We start from the raw sequence: 21,762 nt of genomic DNA, 5'->3' as shown, positions 1-21,762 counted from the left end.
CCGGTCTTTCACGCCGCGAATCCGTCTCGCAACCGCTGCCTACCCCTTGGAAAGCGCCCCGTACTTCTCCGCGATGATCCGCAGATGTTCACGTTCCTCGTTGAGGAGCGTGGTGAGCATGCTCCGCCCCTCGGGATCATCGGTCTTCTCGATGAGCTGCCCGAAATAGGCGATCCCCTTTTTTTCGATCTCCATGGCGACTTCCAGCGCTTCCCGGTCCCCGGTATCGAAACCGACATGCCCGCCGGCATCCGGCTCCAGCTCGATGGTGGAGCCGCCATAGAAGACCCAGCGTTCGCTGCTCTCCAGGGAGGCGTAGAGTTCCGAAAGCTTCAGGTAGTGCTCTTCCTCGGTCTTGGCGAGCCAGTGGAATATCCGTTTTCCCCCGGCATTGAACGTCTTCTGCTCTGCCTTGGTGTAGAAATCAAAGGTTTCCTTCTCTATCTCCATCGCCCGCAGGATGGCGTCCAGCATCTCTTTGGTTGCTCCACTCATGGTCTGTCCTCTCTCTGTAATCTCGTTCAGGGCCAGCAGGTCCTCGATCCTGCCGACAAGATGAACCTGCGCCCCCATCTGTCTGGGGAGGAGCAGGTCGATATCGTACCGGTCACCGACGAACAGGGTCTCGCCCGGCTCCAGTCCGATCCCGGCAAAGAGTTCCGTCAGCACCTGGCGGTCAGGCTTGGGGCGCCAGGAGTCCTCGATGGTAAAGACCCGGTCGAACATGCCGGTCACACCGATAATCTCCATAATCCGCGACGAAAGCGCCCGGTTGTTGTTGGTGTAGAGATGGAGGGCGAATCTGCGCCCCAGGGCCGCCAGAGATGCCACTACCCGCTCGTCCCTCTGCAGGATACCGTCGGGGTTCACCTCGCTGGCAAACAACGCATGCAGGTCTTCCAGGTTGCCGCCAAGGTCCAGGCAGGCGATGCTCAATGACGCCTCGAAACCCTGCGACCGCGTCAGCCGTTGCCGCGTCTCCCTGAGCAGCTTGACGGCGGCTGCGGTGTCGATCCCCTTCAGTCGGGCAATGTAGACCGCTGCGATCCTACCGATCTCCCGACCGAGTTCCTCGCTGAAATAGAGGGTCCCATCCAGGTCAAAGACCAGGGCCTTAAGCGTATCAGTCATCTGCGGCGGCATCTCTCTGCAAAATCATGATGAAAGTCTATCATTCTCCCCGGATTCGGTCAAAAAAGCTTCCGCCAGTCCCGCATGCAGAGGAGCTTTGGATCGGTCACTCCCTTGCTCTGGACCAGCACGCGGAAGGTGTCCCCCATCCCTCCGTCGGGCAGCATCAGCTTCTTCAGCGTCAGACGGTGCTTTATGCGCTCCTCCTCGCTGGATGACCGCGCTTCGAGGGCCATCAGCTCCTCGATGATCCCTGCTGCCATGAGAAAGCGGTACTGCTCGCCGAACCAGACCGTGGCGAGACCGGCTGCCTCGCCGACCTGCATCAGGGTAGTGAAATCCACATGGCTGGTAATGTCCTGATCGCCGGCGCGCACATAGGGGTTCTCTTCCACGGTGTGCCGGTAGTAGCACAATAGCGTGCCGTTCATCCTGCCCGGCGCATAGAGGACCTGGGCAGGGTAGCCGTAGTCGATGGTCAGCACGAAACCCCGGCTGAGGGCCTGTGCAACGGCAGCAATCCAGCGAGGCGCCGCCAGGTTTATCTCCGCCCGCTGGCCGACGACCAAGACAGCCCCGACCCGCTCAAGGTAGGCGGCAATCTCAGGGGTCGACGGTTCGGCAAGCTCCTCGCCGAACCCCTCTTCTGTAACGGCCACAAAGACTTCACGCAGCCCCTCCTTGGTCATTTCCACCAGATGGACCGGAAAGGAGTCGATCAATTCGTTGGAGAGGAGACAGCCGCTGAAGGAGATCTTTCCGCTCAACAGGTCGTCGGGGTCGCTCCAGGCAAGGTGTGCGGCGTGGGAAGCCAGTTTGCCCGCCTGGGCCGCCTTCAGGGATGGCTCCTTTTCGATGCAGCGGTAGGTCGAGGCCCCATAGAGCCGCGGCGCGGTCTCGGCCAGGGTATCCATGATGTCGAGGGCCAGTTGCCCCCCTCCGGCCCCCACCTCGACGATGTCGAAGGCAGCCGGGCTCCCCAGGCATTCCCACATCCGGACCAGCTCGTGGGCAATGACACGGCCAAAGGCCTGATGCACATTGCTGCTGGTATAGAAATCCCCCTCAGCGCCGACCTTGCGCCCGGCCGAGGTGTAATATCCCAGCCCCGGCTCATAGAGGCAGGCGGCCATGAAAGCCGCAAAAGTCATCCGCCCTTGTGCGGCGATGCGCTCCCTGAGAATCCCCTCCAAAACTGTCCCTACGTGCTGTTCCATACGCTCCTCGAAAGGTTTTATTGTATAGTCCATACCCGTATGTTTGTCAATTGCAGAGCGGTTTCGGCACCTTCATCGGGAAATCCCCAGTGCGGCACTCGAAACAATGCTTCAATATCCTGATATGCAAAATAAATTTATGGTTCACCGAGCAAAGAGCTCAAGCTCCCCCCCTGGCAACCGATAATCCCAAATATACCGATGATCTGGAAATCAGCCTCACAGGAGGAACTCTATGTACAACATGATGAAAGCAGTTGTCACCGCCGCCGCACTCTGCATGCTCACAGGCGCTGCCTGGGGAGCCGAACTCAAGATCGGCGCTGGCGGAGCCCCCACGGAAAACATCCTGAAACCGATCAAGGACGCCTTTGAAAAGTCATCGGGAATCAAGCTCTCGATCCTTTCCAACGGGCCGAAAAACGCCCTGCTCGACCTGGACAAAGGGGTTGTGGAAGCTGCGGCCGCAGGCCTCTCTTTTAACGACTGGCTGGCGCTCATGAAGAAAGAAGGCGTGGAAGTCAAGGACCCGGCAGCCTATGGACAGGTCGTCATAGGCAAAGACCTGGTAAAGGTCATCGTGAACAAAGAGAACAAGATCGCGAAACTGACCGCTGAACAGCTGCAGGGGATCTTCAGCGGCGAGATCGCCAGCTGGAAGGAGGTAGGAGGGGATGACCAGCCGATCCTGGTGGTCATGGGCAAACTCACTCCGGGAACCAACTCCATGTTCGCCAAGAAGTTCCTCGGCACCAAAGCGTTTGCCAAGGATGTCCTGGACGCGACCACGGCAGAGGATGTCAAACAGAACGTCGTCTCCAATCCTTCGGCAATCGCTTTCGGCCCGCTGGCACTGGTGGACAACACCGTCAATGTCCCGGAGACCCCTGAACTGTCGCGCGACATCACCCTGCTGACCAAGGGGAGCCCCTCTGCCAACGTCCAGAAACTGCTGGATTTCATCAAGGGTGAGGGGCAGAAATATATCAGGAAATAACCGCGGCTAGCCCACTGCATATCCGAAACGAGGAGAAAAATCTGCATGAAAAAAATGATCCATCCCGCTCTGATGGCAGTCATCTGCCTTTTTGCCACCATTTCCACCGCTTCTGCCGACCAGATCAGGGTCTCTGCCGGGGGCCCGGCCATCGAGGGGATTCTCAAGCCGATCAAACCTGCCTTTGAAAAGACGAGCGGCCACACCCTGATCCTGGTGGAGACCGGTGGCAAGTTCGGCGTGCAACAGCTGGAAAAAGGGGAGGCTGATGCCCTGGTCGCGGGCTTTTCCGCCGAAGGGCTGAAAAACCTGATCACCAAGGAAGCGGTTGCCGTCGCAGACCCCAATGCCTTCCAAGCCGTAACAATCAGGCAGGACAAGGTCTTTGTGGCCGTGAACAGCACCAACCCCGTGACCAAGCTCTCCAAGGACCAGCTCAAAGGGCTCTTCACCGAGAAGATCGCCAACTGGAAAGAGGTCGGCGGGCAGGATTCCCCGGTGATCGTGATCTGGGCCAAGCTGATCCCGGGCCCCAACGGCGCCTTCCAGCAGAAGATCCTCGATGGCGCGCCGCCTGCCAAGGAAGCGCTGGAGGTAAATTCACTGGAAGACATCAAAGTGACACTGGCCTCGACCCCGCAGGCCATTGCCATCTATCCGTCAACCGCGGCTGTCACCGGAGTCAAGATCATCGAAACGCCGGAAGTAACCAGGCCGACCACGCTGTTCACCAAGGGAGCACCATCGCCCAACGTCCGAAAGCTGATAGACTTTATTACGGGTGAAGGGCAGAAATACATCAAATAGCTCCTCGGACAAACGAGCAACACAGGGAAGAAAGCATGCCGCTTGGGACCCGACATATACAGACCCTGCTCGGCGCCGTTCTGGCGCTTGTGCTGCTGGCGCAACCGGCTCATGCCGCCCAGCGCAGGATAGAGATGATCAGGCTGCATGGCGATCCGCAATCGCTTGCAGCCCTCATCCTTCCCCTCAAGGATGCCTTTGAAAAGGCCACCGGCATCCGCCTGGTCGTAACCGCCCAGCTTTCGCCAGCCTGGGCCATGTCTGAAATTGACCAGGGAGCCTGCGATGGGGTACTGGCCGCCGCTCCTTTCGAGGAGATCATGCGGCAGATCCTCGAAAGAAAGCTGCTTTTGCGCAATCGCGCACTCATACAGCATCAGCAGTTGTATGAAGACGTGGAGTACCGGGTTATCGTCAATGCACTGAATCCCGTGAGCAGCCTGACGGAGAAACAGCTCCGCAAGATCTTCTCCGGCAGATACCGCAACTGGGATGACGTCGACGGGGCAGACGCGCCGCTCTCGGTCGTCTGGGGGGCATGGAGCACCGGAACGGCATGGGTACTCGCCGACAGGATCATGGCCGGCGAAGAGCTCACGAAGGCGGTTGTCCCTGCCGAGGGACCGGTGGGCGTCGTTCGGGAGGTCGCAGCATCAGCCAACGCCATCGGTATCGTGCCGGCTACAGCGGATCTGCGATCGGTCAAGATACTCCAGACACCGGAACTCGCCATCAAGGGACCATTCATCCTGGTCACCGTCGGCTTTCCGTCTCCCAACCTGCTCCGGCTCATAAAATTCATGAAAAGCGAAGGCCAGCACCTGATCGGCTACTGATCAGCAAGAGCCAAGGAAAAGAATCATGACCATAAAAACAAAACTGACCATGAACGTGGTGATCGTCATCCTGATCATTGCGGCTGTTGCCATTGCCAGTATCATCGGCATGTCGTCAGTGAAAAGCAAGCTGACCTACCTGACCCAACGGAGCACTCCCTACCAGATGCGGACGGTTGAGTTCCAACGGTCGCTGCAGAGCACGGCCACCGACCTCCTGAAGGTCGGCACCTCGCGGAATGCCGATGAATACCGGGCAAACCGGAGCGAGGCGGAAAAATCCCTAGCCGAGGTGAAATCGAGCCAGGCAGCCCTGGAAGAACTCTCCGGCGACAAGATGGAGGCCTACAATGATCTCTCTGCCATAGCCACGGAGCTGTATTCCGTCAGCGACGGCCGGTTGAAGGCGGATGAAGCCGCCGATTCTGCCGGAAAGATCATTGCGGAAAAACTACGCGAGGCAACCGGACGGCTCAAACAGCTCGACGCCAAGATCAAGGGACTGCAGACCAGTTCGGCCACCTCCTACACCAAGTCGCTCGGCAGCATGAACAGCATCTCTGCAGGAGTGAGAAACATCGAGCAGCTGAAACTCACCCTCAAGGACTTCCAGCTCGGTTTCATGGAGGTCCAGAAGGCGCAAAGCAAGAAGGGGGTGCTGATCGCCCAGGGAAAATGCAACTCCTCAATGAGCAAGGCACTGCAGAATGACTACCTGAAAACCCAGCCCTCCCTTGCCGGCGACATCAAGGCTCTCAGCCAGAAGATCCCCGAATATATCAAGCTCCAGACCGCCCTGGTGGGCCAGGCCGGTGCCGATACCGCCTCCCGCGATACCCTGCAGTCCGACATAACCGAACGGCTCAATGCCATCGTCCTGGCTGTCGAGCAGGAGGCAGCCATGGCCACCTCCCGTTTCAACGACGAAACCAAACGCCAGGGGACGATCTTCGGTAATTCCACCCTGGCGACCAGCGTGCTGGCCGGCAATTCGGAACTCGTCTCCCTCGGTTTCAATGTGGAAGGTCTGGCCTCGCGACTGTTCACCAGCGAAACGCCGAAAGAGATCGATGCCGTGGAAGCCGAGCTGAAAGGGGTTTATGGCCGCATTGGCACAGTCAAAGGAGAATTGGGAAAGACCCTGACCAAACTGAACGCCCGCCAGGAGGCAGCCCTGCTCCGGGGCGCCGACACGGCACTCGGAGCCATAGCCAACCTCCTGTTCGTCAAGGACGGAGTCATCGCCAAGCTGCACAATCGGCTGGACATGGTCGCCAAGGCGGGCGAAGCGGCGAAGAAGCTCCGCGAGGTCGTGGCACAACAGGCGGAAAAAGGGAAGAAGACCGTCAGCATCGCCCAGGGTGACCAGGAGAAGGCGGTTGCAACCGTCAACCGCATGGTCCGCTTCAGCATCACCCTGATCGCCGCCATCGGCATCGGCGCCATCCTGTTCGGCATCCTCTTCGGCGCCTGGATCTACCGGTCCATTGCCCACCCTCTCAACCAGCTGATCGGTGCGGCCGAGCAGGTGGCCAAGGGGGACCTTTCCCTCCACCTGGACAAAAGCAGCAATGACGAGGTGGGTAAGGTACAGTCGTCCATGGGGACCATGGTCGACAACCTGCAGGGGATTGTCGGCAAGATCAAGGATGCGACCCAGAGCCTCGCCAGCAGCTCGGAGGAGCTGTCAGCCACCTCCAATGCCCTGGAGCGGGGCGCAGAGGACCAGAACAGCCGGGTCGAGCAATCGGCCGCTGCCATGACGGAGATGACCCAGACCACCATGGATGTGGCCAGGAACGCCTCGGACACCGCCACGGCAGCCGACAGGATGAAAAAGATCGCCGACGATGGCAAGGAGGCCATGCATACCACCGTGCAGGAGCTGAACAAGTTCGCCGAGACCGTCAAAGAGTCTGCTGCCAAGGTGGAATCCCTGGGGCAACAGTCCGACGAGATCAATAACGTTGTCACGCTGATCAAGGATATTGCCGATCAGACCAATCTCCTGGCCCTGAATGCAGCCATCGAGGCGGCCCGTGCCGGCGACATGGGGAGGGGCTTTGCCGTGGTTGCCGACGAAGTAAGGGCGCTGGCGGAGAAGACCACATCTGCCACCGAAGATATCGCAAAGACCGTTCGGCAGATGCAGGGGAGCGTTGCCGAATCGGTAACCTTCATGAAGGACGAGCGGGATTCGGTGAGCTCTGTCCTTGACCATGTCAACCGGACCCTGTCGTCCATCGACGAGATCGTCAACTGCGTCAGCCAGGTGACCGACATGGTACAGCGGATCGCCGTTGCCGCCGAGGAGCAGTCCTCCACCAGCGAGGACATCTCCCGCAACATGGAGCAGATCTCCGCCGTCACCAGGGAGCTGAAAAACTCCTTTGCCGACATCCAGCGCTCCTCCGGCGACCTCTCCCAGCTGGCCCTCGAACTCAACGGCATGGTCGGCTGGTTCAAGGTCTGACCCGCCATGGTTCAGCTGCTGTAACCTGTTGCCGGGCAAGGGGGTACGGGCCGTAAAGGTCAGTGCCCCCTTCGTTTATCTGCCTTCCTGCAACTACCCCCCGTAGATCTTCTCCATGCGCGCCACGATCTCTTCAACCTCCTGCCGGAGCCCTGTCGGGGCCAGCACCTCCACATGTTCGCCATAGGAGAGCAGCCAGGCAAGGATCTCCATCTTCCCTCCCGCAGAAAAGGTCAGAACAACACTGCCATCGTCACCGTCCGTTATACGCTGGCTCGGGTGCCAGAGCCGGCCGCGCACCGCATGGGCAACCAGGGGCGAAAACCGGGCCGAGACCTCCATGGCAGGCTCGGCCACGATCCCGAACGCCCCCTTCAGCCGCTCTTCCGGGCTATAATCGGGCGGCAGCTCGAAGCGCTCCTGCTCCACCCTGACGCTGCCGATCCGCTCCACGGCAAAGGTCCTGAGCGCCTTCCGGTTATGGGCATATGCCAGCAGGTAGAGCCCTCCCTTGTAAAAGATCAGCGTGTACGGATCGACCAGGTATGCCGTCGGCCGTTGCCTTCCCGGCGGGGTATAGCGGATGGAGAGTCTCTGCTGGTGGATCAGGGCATCCCTCAGCTGGCCGAGCAGTTCCGCATGGGACGAATAGTCGTGGCGCCCCTGGAGCAGGGGGAGCGCACAGCCGGAGATCCGCTCCAGGTGTGCCGCATAGCGCGGCGGCAGAACCGACCTGATCTTGCGGAAGATCGAGCCGATCTCCCCGTCGAACGGCGTCCCTTGGAACACCTCTGCCTGGCCGCGGAGAAAGTAGAGCGTCGCCAGTTCCTGCAGGGTAAAGCTGATGGGTGGCACGTCCTTGAAACGGGTCAGGAAGCGGTAGACCTTGTTGCTGTTTTCCCATTCGGAGACCAGCGGGTAGCCTGCCTCGTGGACCACGTTCAGGTCCCGGTGGATGGTCCGCCGGGTCACGCCGGTCTCTTCGGCGAGCTCGTCGATGGTCATGCCATGCCGCGCCTCGATGAGACGGATGATGTCATGGACCCGCGACGCCTGTGAATATCTCTTTGCCGGTTTTCCCCGCTGCATCCTCATCCTCCGCGCAATCGCAACCGAACACCGCCATACTCCCGCTGAAAACTGAAGATTATGTCATCAGTTTTCTCATGAGCAGCCACGGGAGAACCATCGGCAGCTTTGTGCAAAACTGGTTTCCGCATAGTACTCCAGTTAGCCATGTACCTGGAACAATTATTGCTTACAATATTTTAATTATTCTACAGTAATCAACTATGCAATCCAGAGGAGGACCCGATGCGCCGGTGGATACTGCTCCCGGTCATTGCCATCATCGCCATTGCTGCAGCAACATGTGCCGGCGACCGCGACCCGCAGGGAGACAACGCCACTACCGAAGCCTGGCAACAGGTTGCCGCCCTCTCGCAGCAACGGGTCGCCCTGATCGGGCCCTACCTTGCCGCTGCCCGGAACAGGGCAGGCGATGCCCCGGAGATCTCCCGGCTGCAATCGGCATACCGCAACGCCCTTGGCAAACTTCCCGTCACCCTGCCCGATAACCAGGTCACAGTTGCCACCTTCATGGAACAGCATTCGGAACTGACCGATGCGCTGGCGCGTCTGGTCGCCACCCCGGAACTCTATCCGCAGCTGATGCGCGACAGCCGGTTCAAGAGACTCCACAACCGGATCGACGAGAACGAAACCATGCTCAACAGTGCCCTTGCCCGCTACAACAGCACCGTTCATGCCCATACCATCCACAACCGCAATCCGGTTCGCCAGGTAGCGGACATCGTCTTTTCCCATCGGCAGACCCAAGGGCTAGCCCTGATTTCCGAGCGGGAACGGGTGCAGATAGTTCCTCCCCCTCAGATCGGCCGGAGGATCTCCACATCAGCGGCGTCCCCCGCCCCTTCGCTTTGCAACGTCGTGCTCGAATAGATCCGTAAACAGCCGGTCTATTCGCCCAGACGCCCCATGGTCCAGTCCATGTTGACCTGCGCCGACAGGTAGTCGCGCCGGGCGCGCGCCAGGTTGCTCTGCGCCTGGAGCAGGTTCAGCTGGGCATCCTCCACCTCCAGGCGGATCTTGACCCCGTATTCGTACCCCTTTTCCGCCATCTGCAGCAACCGCTCGGCCTGGCGCACCGTACCCCCCAGTGCCGCAACGATCTCCGTCGCCTCCCTGACGCTGTTCACCGCATTGCGGACCTCCAGGGAAATCTCGTCCAGGAGCTTTTTCTCCTCGATCTGCCGGGTGGCCAGGTCGCTGCGGGCCTGCTGAACCCGGCCCGAGGTCTTGAGGCCGTCGAAAAAGGGGAAGGTAAGGTAGACGCCGATATCCCAGGCAGCGCCGTCATCCCGTGTGCCGTCGACGTCGAGATGATGCCAGCCCGCTCCCCCCTTCAGGTCGAGCCGCGGCTTGTTGTCGGCATCCGCAATGGTCACCAGCTCCTCATAGATGCCGATCCGGTGGCGGAGATCGGCCAGTTCGGGCCTTCTGTCACGGGCACTGTTCAAGGCATCCGTATAGGCAGGCGGCGGCGAGATCCGGGACTCCAGGGTGCCGGCCGCATCGACCTCGCCATCGTCGATGGCCAGCAGGAACCGGAGCCGTTCCCGCGCAACCCGGACCTGGTTCTCGCTCCTGATCACCTCGGGACGGGCATTCTCCACTGCCACATCGGCTGCCAGCACGTCGTAGTCGGTGGCAACCCCTGCTGCCAGCTTGCGATGAGCCTCGTCCCGGTGGCGGCTCTTCTGTTCGTGATTCTGCACGGCCAGGCGGTGCAGCTCCTTGGCCAAGAGAATATCGTAGAAGGCAACCGAAACATCCCGCTGGGCTGCCTGCCGTGCCAGGCGGAGTTGTTCGTCGGCGGTCTTCAGCCCCACCTCCGCAGCCCGGATGGCGGCGCTCACCTTGCCCCAGGTATAGAGCGGCTGCTCCAGGGTGAGATCCACGACCCGGCTGTACTGCTCCGGCGCCTTGCCGTAAAACGCTTGCTGGCTCTCATCCTTGCCGAGCGTGGCGGAACCGTTCAGCGAAAGCTGGGGAAGCGCTGCCGACCGCTCTTCCACGTACTTTCCCCGGACGCTGTTGCCATATTCATGAGCCTTCTGGATGTCCCGGTTCTTTTCCCTGGCAATGGCAAGGGCATCGTCAAGGGTCAGCACCCGCATCTCTCTTGCCTGTGACGTTGCAGGAACCATCCACACCAGAAAGAGCACGACGACAAAGGCCCCGCCCCTTGCAAGGCGGGTGAAACAGCGGCCATGGCCTCGATTCGTCACTATCCCGTATCCCGTCATGGGGATCATGCACTCACTCCTTCCGGATTTGTGGTGTTTCCCGCCCCGGCGCACCAGGGTGGCTGCGGCTGCACCCTGCCGCGGCGCCAGCCCCGCACCGAGTTGACCAGCCAGATCTCATCGGCCCGCCAGAGGTCGTCTTCATGGAGCAGCCGCTCCCTGACCTCTCCCAGCGCCAGGAGCTCCTGGCGCTGGGTCCCCGCCAGCAGGCCACAGGCAAGAGGGGGGGTCAGCAGCTCGCCGTCGATCCGGAGCACGATTGTGTGGTAGGTCCCTTCGGTCAGCTCCCCCCGCTCGTTGCAAAACAGCACCTCGTCGCAGCCGGGGTGGTCGCTCATGGCCCGTTCGAACAGGTCGCGGCGGGTGGTCTTGTGATAGCGGAACGGGTCGCCCGAATCCGACCGCTCCCTGGCCAGCGCCACCGTCAGCATCCGCTCCGGCTCGTCCGCCAGGGGCTCGGACGAAAGCGTGACCGTGCCGTCCCGGTCGAGAAGGAGACGCACCTTGCAGGTCTCCCGGTGTCTTTCGGCATGGGTCTCAAGAAGCATACGGACCTGTTCGATGGTGCACGGGAAGCGGAAATAGGCGGCCGACTCGGCAAGACGCTGCAGATGCCGGTCGAGCAGTGCATACCTGCCGTCCTCCAGCCGGAGCGTTTCGATGAGCCGGAAATCGTCCGTATCCCGACGGAGAAAGCCGGCCTTGAGCAGGCACTCGGCGTATTCGGCATCCGGCGAGGCATCCCAGGTGATGCCGCTCCCCACCCCCAGCCTGACCCGGCCGCTCTTCCTGTCCAGCACCAGGGTGCGGATCGCCACGCTGAAAACGGCTTCGCCACCGGGGGAGACGACGCCGATGGCGCCACAGTAGACCCCGCGCGGCTCCCGCTCCAGCTCGGCGATGATCTGCATGCTCCGCCGCTTCGGGGCGCCGGTGATCGAGCCGCAGGGGAAGAGCGCCTCGAAGATCTCCACCAGCCCGATGCCGGGCCGAAGCCGGGCCGTGATGCGCGAGGTAAGCTGATGAAGCGTGGGATAGGCCTCCACGTCGAACAGCGATTCGACCTGCACCGTCCCGGTTTTAGCAACCACCCCCAGGTCGTTGCGGAGCAGGTCGACGATCATCAGGTTTTCCGCCCGCTCCTTGGGATCTTCCCTGAGCCGGGCGGCAATCTCCCGGTCTTCGGCCGGCCAGCGGCCGCGTGGAGCAGTCCCCTTCATGGGGCAGGCGGTAATCTGCCCATCTTTGACGGCACAGAAGAGTTCCGGCGAGGCCGAAACGATCACCTGGGAACCCAGGTCCAGATAGGCACAAAAGGAGGCCTGCTGTGCCCGGAGAATCCGGCCGTAGAGCGCCAGCGGCTCCCCCCGGAACGAGCTGGCCAGCGGAAAGGTGTAATTGACCTGGTAGCAGTCGCCGGCAGCGATGTAGTCCCTGATCCTCCCGACGGAAGCGCCATAGTCGCGCCTGGCGAGCAGCGGCACCAGAGCCGATACGTCCGGCGCCACGCCTGGCAGCCCCTCCCCCGGCGATACGGCTCTCCGCTCACGGTAGAGTACGAACCAGGCAAGCGGCAACCCTTCTGCCGGTGGGACCGCAGGCAGGTCCGGATTGAAGGCTGACGCTGCCTCGTAGGCCACGAACCCCACGGCATACATCCCCCGGCGGGAAGCCCGCTCCGCGGCGGCGATGACGCCCGGGACTTCATCGGGCACCCAGGCCTGCAGGGTGCCCAGGTAGCCTTCAAACCGCCAGGAAGCGCCGAACGAGCCGCCAACCGAGGAGTCCAGCAGGACGACGGGAGAACGGTCAGGCATGCTCCCTCCGCCATTTCCTCTTCAGCCAGGCGCCGAAATCGTCCATAGAGGTGTACATCACCGGTACCACCAGCAGGGTGAGAAAGGTCGAGGTGAGCAGTCCGCCGACCACGGCCCGCGCCATGGGCGCCCGCCCCTCCCCGCCGGCGCCGATGCCGAGAAAGAGCGGCATCATGCCGAAGATCATCGCCAGGGTCGTCATGACGATCGGCCGGAGCCGCGTCCTGCCGGCCAGGATCACCGCCTCGCGCCGCTGCATGCCGTCGCGCCGCTGCAGGACCTTGGCATAATCCACCAGCAGGATGGCGTTCTTGGTGACCAGCCCCATCAGCATGATCAGGCCGATGAGCGACATGATGTTGACCGTGTCGCCGGTCAGTTTGAGCATCCCTGCCATGCCGACGATGGAGAGGGGGAGCGACAGCATGATCGCCAGCGGCTCGAAGAAGGACTCGAACTGGGCCGCCAGGATCAGGTAGACGAAGATCACCGCCAAGAGGAGCGATTCTGCCATGTAGCCGAACGACTCGGCCATGTCCTCGGCCTCGCCGGAGAGATTGACAGAATAGCCTGGGGGCATGGCGATTCGCTTGGAGGCGGCCTCCACATGCTTGACTGCGGTGCCGATCGGCAGGTCGTCCAGGTTGGCGGTCACCGTGACCTGGCGGGCCAGGTCGCGCCGGTTGATCTCGGTGGGTGAGGTCGCAACGCTCGTCGTAACCAGGCTGGCCAGGGAAACCAGCTTCACCCCGCCGTTGCCGTCGGAGACCGAGACCTTCAGGTCGCTCACCTGGGCGGGATTGCGTCGCAGCGCCTCGGGAAGCCGCACCCGCACATCCACGGCATCGCCGTCCTCGTCCTCGTAGGTGCTGATCGCCTCCCCCCCCACCAGTCGGCCGAGGGCGCCCACGATGTCGTTGGTCGAAACCCCGGCGGAGAGCGCCTTTTCCCGGTCGACCTTGAGCCGGTATTCCGGGATATCGTGCTCCAGGGTCACCGCCAGATCGACGATCCCCGGCACCTTGTAGAGCTCCTCCTTCAGCCGGAGGCCGAGCTGTTTGAGCGTGGCGAGATCGTCACCCTTCAGGTTGACGTTGAGCGGCTTCTGCGCCCCGCCGATCTGCCCCACCTCCTCGATGGAAAAGGTGATGCCGGCAATCTTCTGCAGCCGTTGCCGCACCTCCCGCTGCAGCACAAACTGGTTGCGCTGCCGCTCTGCGCGCTCCGTCAGCTTCAGGTAGACGAGCCCGTCGCGCACGGTGCCGCTGTCGCCGGCGCCGATGGTGGCATAGGTATGGTCGATCTCGGGGATATCCTTCAGGGAAGCCAGGATGGTCTGCAACCGGTCCTCGGTCTCGGCCATGGAGGCGTCGGGCGCGGTCTTGAACGAGACCTGGAACTCCCCCTTGTCCTCCTTGGACATGAAGGAGGATTCCAGGGTGCCGAAGATGACGATCCCGCCGATAAACGCCGCCAGGGCAGAGAGCATGACCGTCTTGCGGTGGTCGAGCGCCCAGCCGATGGCGCCGCGGTACCTGTCCGCGATCGCCTCGAACCGTTCGTTGAACCGCTCCAGCCAACGGGCGATCCCCTTCCGTTTCCCCTGCAGGTGGATGGACGGGTCGTGCCAGCGCGACGACAGCATCGGGTCGAGGGTGAAGGAGACAAAGAGTGAGACCAGCACCGCAAAGGCGACGCTGATGCCGAACTGGTAGAAGAAGCGGCCGACGATCCCCTTCATGTAGGCAACCGGGACGAACACGGCGATGATCGACAGGGAAGTGGCAAAGACCGCCAGGCCGATCTCCGAGGTGCCGAAGCGGGACGCCTCCAGGTGGTCCTTCCCCATCTCCAGGTGGCGGACGATGTTCTCCCGGACCACGATGGCATCGTCGATCAGCATGCCGATGGAGAGCGACAGCGCCATCAGGGTCATGACGTTGAGGGTCATCCCCATGGCGTTCATGACGATAAAGGCGGAGATGACCGAGATGGGAAGCGTCACCCCGGTGATGACCGTGGAGCGCCAGGAGTTGATGAAGCAAAAGACGATCAGCACTGTCAGGATGCCGCCGATGATCAGCGTCTCCTCCACGTCGGCCAGCGACTCCCGGGTCATGATGGTGCCGTCGCGGACCATGGAGAGGGAAACGCCTGGCGGCAGCTCCTGCTGCACCTTTGCCATGGTCTTTTTCACCGCATCCACCAGCTCGACCTCGTTACCGCCCGATTGCTTGTAGACGTCGAGGCCGATGGCGGGCTTGCCGTTCACCAGGGCCAGTTTCCGCTTCTCCTCCACCCCATCGGTCACCAGGGCCACCTCGCCGAGGGTCAGGGGGCGCCCTTCGCGCTGGGCAATGACCATCCGGCGATACCCTTCGGCGTGGTCCGGCTTGCCGTCGATCCGGAGCGGATATTCGGCCGTCCCCCTGGTCAATCGCCCCAGCGGGGTATTGGTGTTTTCCGACCTGATACCCCCCACCACGTCGTTGGCGCCGAGCCCCAGGCTGTCCAGCCGCACCGGGTCGAGGTCCACATTGATCTCCCGCTTCTGGCCGCCGACCATGTCCACCTTGCCGACCCCGGCAACGCTCTCGAAGCGCTTCTTGATCCGCTTCTCCACCAGGGTCGTCAGCTCGCGCGGCGAGAGGGAGCTGGACTGCACCGCCAGCGCGGCGACCGGCGCGGCATTGAAATCGAGTTTCTGGATGATCGGCTCGTCGATCCCCTCGGGGAGGTTGCCGCGGATCGACCCGATCTTTGCCCGCACCTCCTGGGCGCAGTCATTGACCCTCTGTTCCAGCTGGAACTGGATCATGACCGTGGAGACCCCCTCGCGGGAGGTGGAAAAGACATGCTTCACCCCGGCGATCTGGTTCACCGAGTCCTCGATCCGCTTCGACACCTCCCGCTCCACCGTCTCCGGGCTGGCGCCGGAAAAGGTGGTCACCACCGAGATCAGCGGGAATTCCACGTTGGGGAACATCTCCACGGCAAGCCGCTTGTAGGAAAAGATCCCGAGGGTCACGAGCGCCAGCATCAGCACCGTGGCAAAGATCGGCCGTTTTATGGATACATCCGAGAGGATCATGGAGTGAGTGCCTCGTTTCAGAGAGTGTCAGGCGTTCCCAACAGCCGAACAGTTTGTTGAAAACGAAGTTTCAGCGTAGCTAATAACCCAGGTTGTTCAAAAATAGTCAGATCGTCGCACCCGCAGAAAGCCCTGCGGAGGCGTGGCAGCGCCACGCCGCACAAGGCGGCTTTCGAGGACGGCGGCGAGATGGCTGTTTTTGGACGACCTGGCTAGCGGCGATAGACCAGTGCGGCGCCGGCCATGAGCAGGACCACGCCGAAGGCCCGCTTGCCGTCCATCGGGATCTGCCGGAAGCCGAACAGGCCGTAGTGGTCCAGCAGGAGCCCGGTAGTGAGCTGGGCGGCGATCACCGAGGCCATGGCCGCGGCAGTGCCGATCCGGGGGACCGCAACAATGGTCATGGTCACGAAAAACGCCCCCATGAACCCGCCGGTCAGCTCCCACCAGGAAGCCGCGCCGATCCCTCGCAGCGACCCCTTGCCGGCGATCAGCACCACTGCCAGAAGCGCCAGGGTACCAACGGCAAAAGAGATGAACGAACTCTCGAAGGTCCCGACCTTCTGCGCCAGCCTGCCATTGATCGAAGGCTGCACCGCAACGGCCAGGCCACCGCAGAACATCAGCACCATGAGCATCAGGTTGCTCATACCGGTTCCCTCCCCGAAATCGCGCAGACTCGCTGCGCCAAAGGTCTCACTTCCCGCCCGCTGCAGGCCCGGCCACGGCCACCCGGTCGCCGTCCTTCAGGTTGAAGCCCCCCCGCAGCACATAGGTCTCGCCTGCCTTGAGTCCGCCGGCGATCTCCACCAGGTCGCCGTTCACCAGACCGGTGGCAACGGACCTGCTTTTCCCCACCCCGTTTTCAACGACAAAGAGCGAGGCCTTCTTCGCCATGGTGTCCCAGCCGGCAAGCGCCTGCCGCGGAACCTGCACCACCTCCCGGCGCTCGCCGGTGATGATCCGCCCCTGGGCGAACAGCCCCCCTTTCAGCGTCTCGGGAACGTTCTTCACCTCGGCGATCACCTGGAGCGAGCGATCCGCCTGGTTGAGCGACGGGTTCACGTACATGACCCTGCCGCTGAACGTGGTGCCGGGCAGGGCGTCGACCGTGAACTCCAGCGGCTGCCCGACCTTGACCCTGGCCGAGTCAGCCGACGAAACGGTCACGGTCAGGTTGAGCAGGCGGTTGTCGACGATCCTGAAGATCGGGCTGGCTGCCGCCGCATCGCTGGCCAGGTCGCCGACGTTGACGCTACGCTGCGCCACGACGCCATCCATGGGAGCGGTCACCAGCCCCTTGGCCCGACGGGCACGGGCCTGGCGCATCTCCTCTTCGGCAACCCTGATCTGGGCACGGGCCGCTTCGATCTTTGCCCTGGCGGCATCCGACTCGGTGCGGGCATCGTCCACTGCCTGCTGGGTGGCAAGCCCCGACTCCTTCAGCTTGAGCGCCCTTGCCAGCTCCCGTTCAGCGCGGCTCGCCACAACCTGGGCCTGGGCAAGCCCGGCCCTGGCCGACTCGATTGCCGCTTCGGAGCGTTTCACCAAGGCTTCACTCTCGGCAACGTCGATCCGCACCAACGGCTGCCCCCGCCTGACCCGGACCCACTCGGTAACGTAGACCTGACTGATCAGCCCCGGAATCTGCGTCTTCACATCGGCCTTGAACTTCGGTTCCAGGTTGCCGGTCACCTCGATCCCCTCGACGAGCCGTTGCGGGGCAGCCCGGGCGACCTCCACCGCGACCGGCGGCTTGACGGCGGCCGCGTCCGTCTTCACCTTTGCCTCGCCGCTTTTGCCACACCCCCAGATCCCGGCCAAAAGCACCATCGCCAGCGAGAAAACTCCCCATTTCCTCAGCATCTTCCCGTCTCCTTGTTCCGCTGCGGCTCGAATCCCGCCATGATCAGGTCGAGTATCCTGAGCAGCCCCTGCCGGTCGAGCCGCGGCGGCCGGTCGCACAACTGCTCTTCCATGGCCACGGTAAAGGCGCCGATCAGCGCCCACGCCATGTCGTCCGGATTGCCGGGCCGGAACTCCCCGTCGGCAATCCCTTGCACCACCAGGAACCGCACGTTCTCCACAATCTTTTCGTGGTACGCCTCAAAGTCGAAATAGGGCGCCCCCTGGGGAGGGCCGAAATACATGGCGTACATGAGCCGGGTAACGCCGACCTCCGTCAGCACCAGTTGAAAGATCCGGTCCAGCAGGGTGATGACCCGGTCGCGGGCCTTCCCCGTTTCCTGGAACATCTCCATCAGCATGGCCTCGAACCGCGAAAGGGGCTCCTGCATCAGCTCCAGGTAGATCCCCTCCTTGCTGCCGAAGTAGTAATAGAGGACCGGCTTGCTCACCCCGGCCGCGGCAACGATCTCCCTGACCGTGGTGGTGGCATACCCCTTTGCGGTAAAGAGCCGGAGAGCCGACTCCAGCAAACGCTGACGGGCCAGGGTATTCCCCTGGGTTCCTGCTGACTGCTCTTCTGTCATGTCCCTACCCCATCCGCCGACGATACCTACCTACCGGTAAGTACAACCACTGACCGTCTGTTGTCAAGTCCTGTTTCCGGATCGGTGAGTATCCATACGGTCAGGAAGGATTTGCATTTTTCTCGACAAATTGGTTATAGTGGGAAAATTAGAAAGGGAGCCGAGCAACCGATGGTACGAACAATACTCACCTATCCCGATCCGGAGCTGAAGAAGAAATCGCAGCCGGTGACCGTTATCAACGATAAAGTACGCGAACTCGTCCGGGACATGGCAGAGACCATGTACGCCGCGCCGGGCGTCGGCCTGGCCGCACCCCAGATCGGCGTGCACCAGCGGGTGATCGTCATCGACGTGGCCGGCAAGGACGAGCCGCCCGAACTGATCGTCGCCATCAACCCGGTCATTGTCTATGCCGACGGAGAGGCCTACGAGGAAGAGGGGTGCCTCTCGGTCCCCCGCTATGCCGCCAATGTCCGCCGCCACGCCCGGGTGATCGTCAAGGGGCTCAACCTGGAGGGAGAAGAGGTTACCTGGAAGGCGGACGAGCTCCTGGCCATCGCTTTCCAGCACGAGATCGACCACCTGGACGGCATCCTCTTCATCGATCACATCTCCCCCCTCAAGCGGGAAATCTTCAAGAAACGCTACCGCCGCCAGATGGAAGACCCGCAGGAGCGCCCCTGATGACCGGCCTGCGCATCGTCTTCATGGGAACCCCCGAATTCGCCTGCCCGACCCTGCAGACCCTCATCGACCGGGGCGAGCGGGTCGTCGGCGTGGTGACCCAGCCCGACCGCCCCAAGGGACGGGGCCAGCAGACCCTCCCCCCGCCGGTGAAGGTCCTGGCGGAGAAGCACGGTATCCCGGTCTTCCAGCCGGTCAAGGTGCGGCTCCCCGAGGCGGTGGAACAGGTCCGCGCCTTTGCCCCCGACCTGATCGTGGTGATCGCCTTCGGCCAGATCCTCCCCAAGAGCCTGCTGGAGGTGCCGCGCCTGGGCTGCATCAACGTGCACGCCTCGCTGCTCCCCCGCTATCGTGGCGCCGCTCCCATCAACTGGTGCATCGTCAACGGTGAGAGCGAGACCGGCATCACCACCATGCAGATGGATGTGGGGCTCGATACCGGCGACATGCTGCTGAAAAAGGTAACCCCCATCGACCCGGACGAAGACGCCCAGTCGCTCCACGACCGGCTCTCCCTCCTCGGGGCCGAGGCCCTGGCCGAGACCCTTGACCTGCTGGTGGCAGGCCGCCTGGTGCCGGAGAAACAGGACGACAGCCAGACCTGCTACGCCTCCATGCTGAAGAAGGAGGACGGGCTCATCGCCTGGGACCGCGATGCGGCCGCGATCCGCAACCAGGTGCGCGGCATGGCCCCCTGGCCCGGCGCCTACACCCATCTCGAAGGGAAGGTCCTGAAGATCTGGCGCGCCCGGACCGGTAAAGGGAGCGGAACGCCCGGCACCATCATCCGCGCGGACCGCACCGGTCTTGAAGTCGCCTGCGAAGCGGGCAGCCTGCTGATCGAAGAGCTCCAGCTCGAAGGGAAGAAGCGCCTCGGTGCGGCAGACTTCCTCTCCGGTGTCCGGCTGGCCCCCGGCACGATCCTCGGCGAAAGGGACGAAAACCGTTGAGCAGTAACGGATCGACTCCGCAGCCGCCCCGCAAGCGCCTCTTCGTGGCCCTGATGGGATTTACCTGCATCCTCCTGATCGGGATCATCTACCTGCTCTGGTGGGTTCCCACCAAGGGTCTGGCGAATTTCCACCCCGATCTCCCCCGCATCGTCGGCCTGATCTTCGGTACCCTCTCGCTCCTGGCCGTGCTGGGGACCGCCCTCCTGGTCCTGACCACGGCCCTGGGCAAGGATATCCTCTTCACCCGCTTCATGCGGCTGGTGGTGATCAAGTTCCTCCTGCCAGTGATCGAGACCATAGGGAAGCTGTTCGGCATCCCCAAGGACACCATCAGGCAGTCGTTCGTCGCCATGAACAACAGCCTGGTCTCCTCCCAGCGGCTGCTGGTGCCGGCCGACCGGATACTGATCCTCCTGCCCCACTGCCTGCAGCTCTTCGACTGCGAGATCAAGGTCACCGGCGACATCAACAAGTGCGTCCGCTGCGGCCGCTGCGACATCAAGGGGCTGGCGGATATCGCCCAGAAATACCGGGTCGACATCTCCGTGGCAACCGGCGGCACCCTGGCCCGCAAGGTGATCATCGAAAAGCGGCCAAAGCTGGTGGTGGCCGTGGCCTGCGAGCGTGACCTCACCTCCGGGATCAAGGACTGCTACCCGCTGCCGGTCATCGGCATCCTCAACGACCGCCCCTACGGCCCCTGCTTCAATACCAGGGTCGACGTGGAAAAGATCGATGCCGCCATCGCCTCGGTGCTGGTCGGCCATTAGACCGATGGCATTCCCTACGGGTCCTTTCCGCCTGCGGAACACCCCCCTCATCCTCCTTGCGGCCCTCCTCCTTTTTTTCCCAAACCTGTTGCATGCCGCCACCATCTCCGACTACCGACCGGTCTCCGTCCCCTGCAGCGACGCTCGCGGCGCGCTGCGGCTCGCCATCCGCGCCTGCCTTTGCGACGGCATCCCCCACTACCTGCTGGTGAATCCGGCCACCCTTGCCACCACCCTGGAGCCAGTGGCAGCTACCGGTCCAGCCCCGGCCGATGCGGCGCAAAAGCTTGCCGCCTCTCTGTTCACCGCACTCTTGCAGCGCACCGCCACCCCCCCGGTCAGCCTGCAGAACCACGGCATCACCCATGCCCTCCGGCAGGTCGAAGGAAAGATCCTGACCGTGGATCTCTGCCCCTCCCGTCGCCCCATGGAAACCGGGATGTTCCGGGCATTGGCCGACCTGGCCCGCGCCAGCGGCAGGCCGATACCGGTGGCCATCGCTATCACCGGGGCCTGGCTCGCCAGCCATCCCGAAGAGATCAACTGGCTGAAGGAGCAGGAGCGCCAGGGGCTTCTCGCCATCACCTGGGTCAACCACTCCCTCACCCACCGCTACGACCCTGCCCTCCCCCTGGCCCAAAACTTCCTCCTCACCCCCGGCACCGACCAGCAGCACGAGGTGCTGGCCAATGAGGTGAAGATGCTGGAGCAGGGTCTGGCCCCCTCGCCGTTCTTCCGTTTTCCCGGCCTGGTCGGCAACGAGAGACTGGTCGCCCTTTTGCGCCGGCTGTCGCTCATCCCGCTGGGAGCCGACGCCTGGCTCGCCAAGGGGGAAATCCCCCGTCCCGGCAGCATCATCCTGGTGCATGGCAACGGCAACGAGCCGTCGGGGATCACCAGGCTCATGCCGCTCATCACCGGCACGCACCCCGTACGCCTCATCCCGCTCGCAGAGGCGCTCATAGAGCCTCGCAAGAGCCCTGTCGAGCCCCCTGGCCGACCGGCTTCCCTTCCGGCGGAACCGACCCCGGCACCACCCCTGGTGCAGAAAAACCCTTGACATCCGTTTTTCACTGGGACAAGATAGCGCCATGTTCACTGCCAGCTATTCCTTTTTTTCCGGGTTTTCCTTTTGGTACGGCTTCTGGTTTAGGCCGTCTGC

At 62.6% G+C, this 21,762-nt stretch carries 17 protein-coding genes and 1 pseudogene; 9 read left to right on the top strand and 9 right to left on the bottom strand.

The window, feature by feature from the left end; all coding sequences use genetic code 11:
* Positions 1-39: 39 nt before the first annotated feature.
* On the bottom strand, positions 40-1,131 hold the full coding sequence (locus tag GJT30_13320; protein MSM40589.1) for an HAD hydrolase-like protein: 1,092 nt from the start codon (positions 1,129-1,131) through the stop codon (positions 40-42).
* 59 nt (positions 1,132-1,190) lie between these two features.
* Positions 1,191-2,348 (bottom strand): SAM-dependent methyltransferase, encoded by a 1,158-nt coding sequence (locus GJT30_13315; GenBank protein MSM40588.1) that lies wholly within the window; start codon positions 2,346-2,348, stop codon positions 1,191-1,193.
* A 235-nt stretch (positions 2,349-2,583) separates the two neighbouring features.
* On the opposite strand from GJT30_13315, the gene GJT30_13310 reads away from it, so the two are divergent.
* From GJT30_13310 to GJT30_13295, 4 genes are read left to right on the top strand one after another with little or no spacing between them, the layout of a single operon-like run.
* Complete coding sequence (locus GJT30_13310) at positions 2,584-3,345, top strand: phosphate ABC transporter substrate-binding protein (GenBank protein MSM40587.1); 762 nt, start codon at positions 2,584-2,586, stop codon at positions 3,343-3,345.
* A gap of 45 nt (positions 3,346-3,390) precedes the next feature.
* Positions 3,391-4,152, top strand: a complete 762-nt coding sequence (locus GJT30_13305) for a phosphate ABC transporter substrate-binding protein (protein MSM40586.1) — start codon at positions 3,391-3,393, stop codon at positions 4,150-4,152.
* A 35-nt stretch (positions 4,153-4,187) separates the two neighbouring features.
* Positions 4,188-4,988, top strand: a complete 801-nt coding sequence (locus tag GJT30_13300; GenBank protein MSM40585.1) for a hypothetical protein — start codon at positions 4,188-4,190, stop codon at positions 4,986-4,988.
* A gap of 25 nt (positions 4,989-5,013) precedes the next feature.
* Entirely contained in the window at positions 5,014-7,461 is a 2,448-nt protein-coding gene (locus tag GJT30_13295; protein MSM40584.1) for a HAMP domain-containing protein, read from the top strand.
* A gap of 93 nt (positions 7,462-7,554) precedes the next feature.
* Here the strand turns inward: GJT30_13295 and GJT30_13290 are convergent, their stop codons facing one another.
* The gene (locus tag GJT30_13290) at positions 7,555-8,550 is read right to left on the bottom strand and encodes a WYL domain-containing protein (GenBank protein MSM40583.1); all 996 of its coding nucleotides are present in this window, start codon (positions 8,548-8,550) and stop codon (positions 7,555-7,557) included.
* Between the two features lie 225 nt (positions 8,551-8,775).
* Here GJT30_13290 and GJT30_13285 point away from each other — a divergent pair, with 225 nt between their 5' ends.
* Positions 8,776-9,423, top strand: a complete 648-nt coding sequence (locus GJT30_13285) for a hypothetical protein (GenBank protein ID MSM40582.1) — start codon at positions 8,776-8,778, stop codon at positions 9,421-9,423.
* Between the two features lie 17 nt (positions 9,424-9,440).
* On the opposite strand, the gene GJT30_13280 is transcribed toward GJT30_13285, so the two are convergent.
* The 6 genes from GJT30_13280 to GJT30_13255 form a co-directional block, all read right to left on the bottom strand.
* Positions 9,441-10,790 (bottom strand): TolC family protein, encoded by a 1,350-nt coding sequence (locus GJT30_13280; GenBank protein MSM40581.1) that lies wholly within the window; start codon positions 10,788-10,790, stop codon positions 9,441-9,443.
* A gap of 5 nt (positions 10,791-10,795) precedes the next feature.
* Positions 10,796-12,607: an aminodeoxychorismate synthase component I gene (gene pabB / locus GJT30_13275; protein MSM40580.1), complete on the bottom strand. Its 1,812-nt coding sequence runs from the start codon at positions 12,605-12,607 to the stop codon at positions 10,796-10,798.
* On the bottom strand, positions 12,600-15,698 hold the full coding sequence (locus tag GJT30_13270) for an MMPL family transporter (protein MSM40579.1): 3,099 nt from the start codon (positions 15,696-15,698) through the stop codon (positions 12,600-12,602). The genes pabB and GJT30_13270 overlap by 8 nt, the downstream gene beginning before the upstream one ends.
* A gap of 212 nt (positions 15,699-15,910) precedes the next feature.
* Entirely contained in the window at positions 15,911-16,348 is a 438-nt protein-coding gene (locus tag GJT30_13265; protein MSM40578.1) for an EamA-like transporter family protein, read from the bottom strand.
* Positions 16,349-16,394: 46 nt separating this feature from the next.
* Positions 16,395-17,564 (bottom strand): efflux RND transporter periplasmic adaptor subunit, encoded by a 1,170-nt coding sequence (locus GJT30_13260; protein ID MSM40577.1) that lies wholly within the window; start codon positions 17,562-17,564, stop codon positions 16,395-16,397.
* On the bottom strand, positions 17,558-18,190 hold the full coding sequence (locus GJT30_13255) for a TetR family transcriptional regulator (protein ID MSM40576.1): 633 nt from the start codon (positions 18,188-18,190) through the stop codon (positions 17,558-17,560). Before GJT30_13255 ends, GJT30_13260 begins: the two co-directional genes overlap by 7 nt.
* Before the next feature lie 171 nt (positions 18,191-18,361).
* On the opposite strand from GJT30_13255, the gene def reads away from it, so the two are divergent.
* From def to GJT30_13235, 4 genes and pseudogenes are all read left to right on the top strand, one after another.
* A complete protein-coding gene (def, locus tag GJT30_13250; protein ID MSM40575.1) occupies positions 18,362-18,877 on the top strand; it encodes a peptide deformylase in 516 nt (171 codons plus the stop codon).
* Positions 18,877-19,827 (top strand): methionyl-tRNA formyltransferase, encoded by a 951-nt coding sequence (locus GJT30_13245; protein ID MSM40574.1) that lies wholly within the window; start codon positions 18,877-18,879, stop codon positions 19,825-19,827. Before def ends, GJT30_13245 begins: the two co-directional genes overlap by 1 nt.
* Before the next feature lie 53 nt (positions 19,828-19,880).
* The gene (locus GJT30_13240; GenBank protein MSM40573.1) at positions 19,881-20,600 is read left to right on the top strand and encodes a DUF116 domain-containing protein; all 720 of its coding nucleotides are present in this window, start codon (positions 19,881-19,883) and stop codon (positions 20,598-20,600) included.
* A 4-nt stretch (positions 20,601-20,604) separates the two neighbouring features.
* Positions 20,605-21,549: pseudogene (locus tag GJT30_13235) on the top strand (polysaccharide deacetylase).
* Positions 21,550-21,762 lie beyond the last annotated feature (213 nt).

It is taken from the genome of Geobacter sp., from assembly GCA_009684525.1.
GTDB lineage: Bacteria > Desulfobacterota > Desulfuromonadia > Geobacterales > DSM-12255 > Geoanaerobacter.
The sequence above is the reverse complement of the archived record's forward strand: the minus strand, read 5'-3'. Positions and strand labels throughout refer to the sequence as shown.

Bases quoted from the DNA above. Each gene is read 5' to 3' on its own strand.
- GJT30_13320 (MSM40589.1), bottom strand. From the start codon at position 1,131: ATGACTGATACGCTTAAGGCCCTGGTCTTTGACCTGGATGGGACCCTC.
- GJT30_13315 (MSM40588.1), bottom strand. From the start codon at position 2,348: ATGGAACAGCACGTAGGGACAGTTTTGGAGGGGATTCTCAGGGAGCGC.
- GJT30_13310 (MSM40587.1), top strand. From the start codon at position 2,584: ATGTACAACATGATGAAAGCAGTTGTCACCGCCGCCGCACTCTGCATG.
- GJT30_13305 (MSM40586.1), top strand. From the start codon at position 3,391: ATGAAAAAAATGATCCATCCCGCTCTGATGGCAGTCATCTGCCTTTTT.
- GJT30_13300 (MSM40585.1), top strand. From the start codon at position 4,188: ATGCCGCTTGGGACCCGACATATACAGACCCTGCTCGGCGCCGTTCTG.
- GJT30_13295 (MSM40584.1), top strand. From the start codon at position 5,014: ATGACCATAAAAACAAAACTGACCATGAACGTGGTGATCGTCATCCTG.
- GJT30_13290 (MSM40583.1), bottom strand. From the start codon at position 8,550: ATGCAGCGGGGAAAACCGGCAAAGAGATATTCACAGGCGTCGCGGGTC.
- GJT30_13285 (MSM40582.1), top strand. From the start codon at position 8,776: ATGCGCCGGTGGATACTGCTCCCGGTCATTGCCATCATCGCCATTGCT.
- GJT30_13280 (MSM40581.1), bottom strand. From the start codon at position 10,790: ATGACGGGATACGGGATAGTGACGAATCGAGGCCATGGCCGCTGTTTC.
- pabB (MSM40580.1), bottom strand. From the start codon at position 12,607: ATGCCTGACCGTTCTCCCGTCGTCCTGCTGGACTCCTCGGTTGGCGGC.
- GJT30_13270 (MSM40579.1), bottom strand. From the start codon at position 15,698: ATGATCCTCTCGGATGTATCCATAAAACGGCCGATCTTTGCCACGGTG.
- GJT30_13265 (MSM40578.1), bottom strand. From the start codon at position 16,348: ATGAGCAACCTGATGCTCATGGTGCTGATGTTCTGCGGTGGCCTGGCC.
- GJT30_13260 (MSM40577.1), bottom strand. From the start codon at position 17,564: ATGCTGAGGAAATGGGGAGTTTTCTCGCTGGCGATGGTGCTTTTGGCC.
- GJT30_13255 (MSM40576.1), bottom strand. From the start codon at position 18,190: ATGACAGAAGAGCAGTCAGCAGGAACCCAGGGGAATACCCTGGCCCGT.
- def (MSM40575.1), top strand. From the start codon at position 18,362: ATGGTACGAACAATACTCACCTATCCCGATCCGGAGCTGAAGAAGAAA.
- GJT30_13245 (MSM40574.1), top strand. From the start codon at position 18,877: ATGACCGGCCTGCGCATCGTCTTCATGGGAACCCCCGAATTCGCCTGC.
- GJT30_13240 (MSM40573.1), top strand. From the start codon at position 19,881: ATGGGATTTACCTGCATCCTCCTGATCGGGATCATCTACCTGCTCTGG.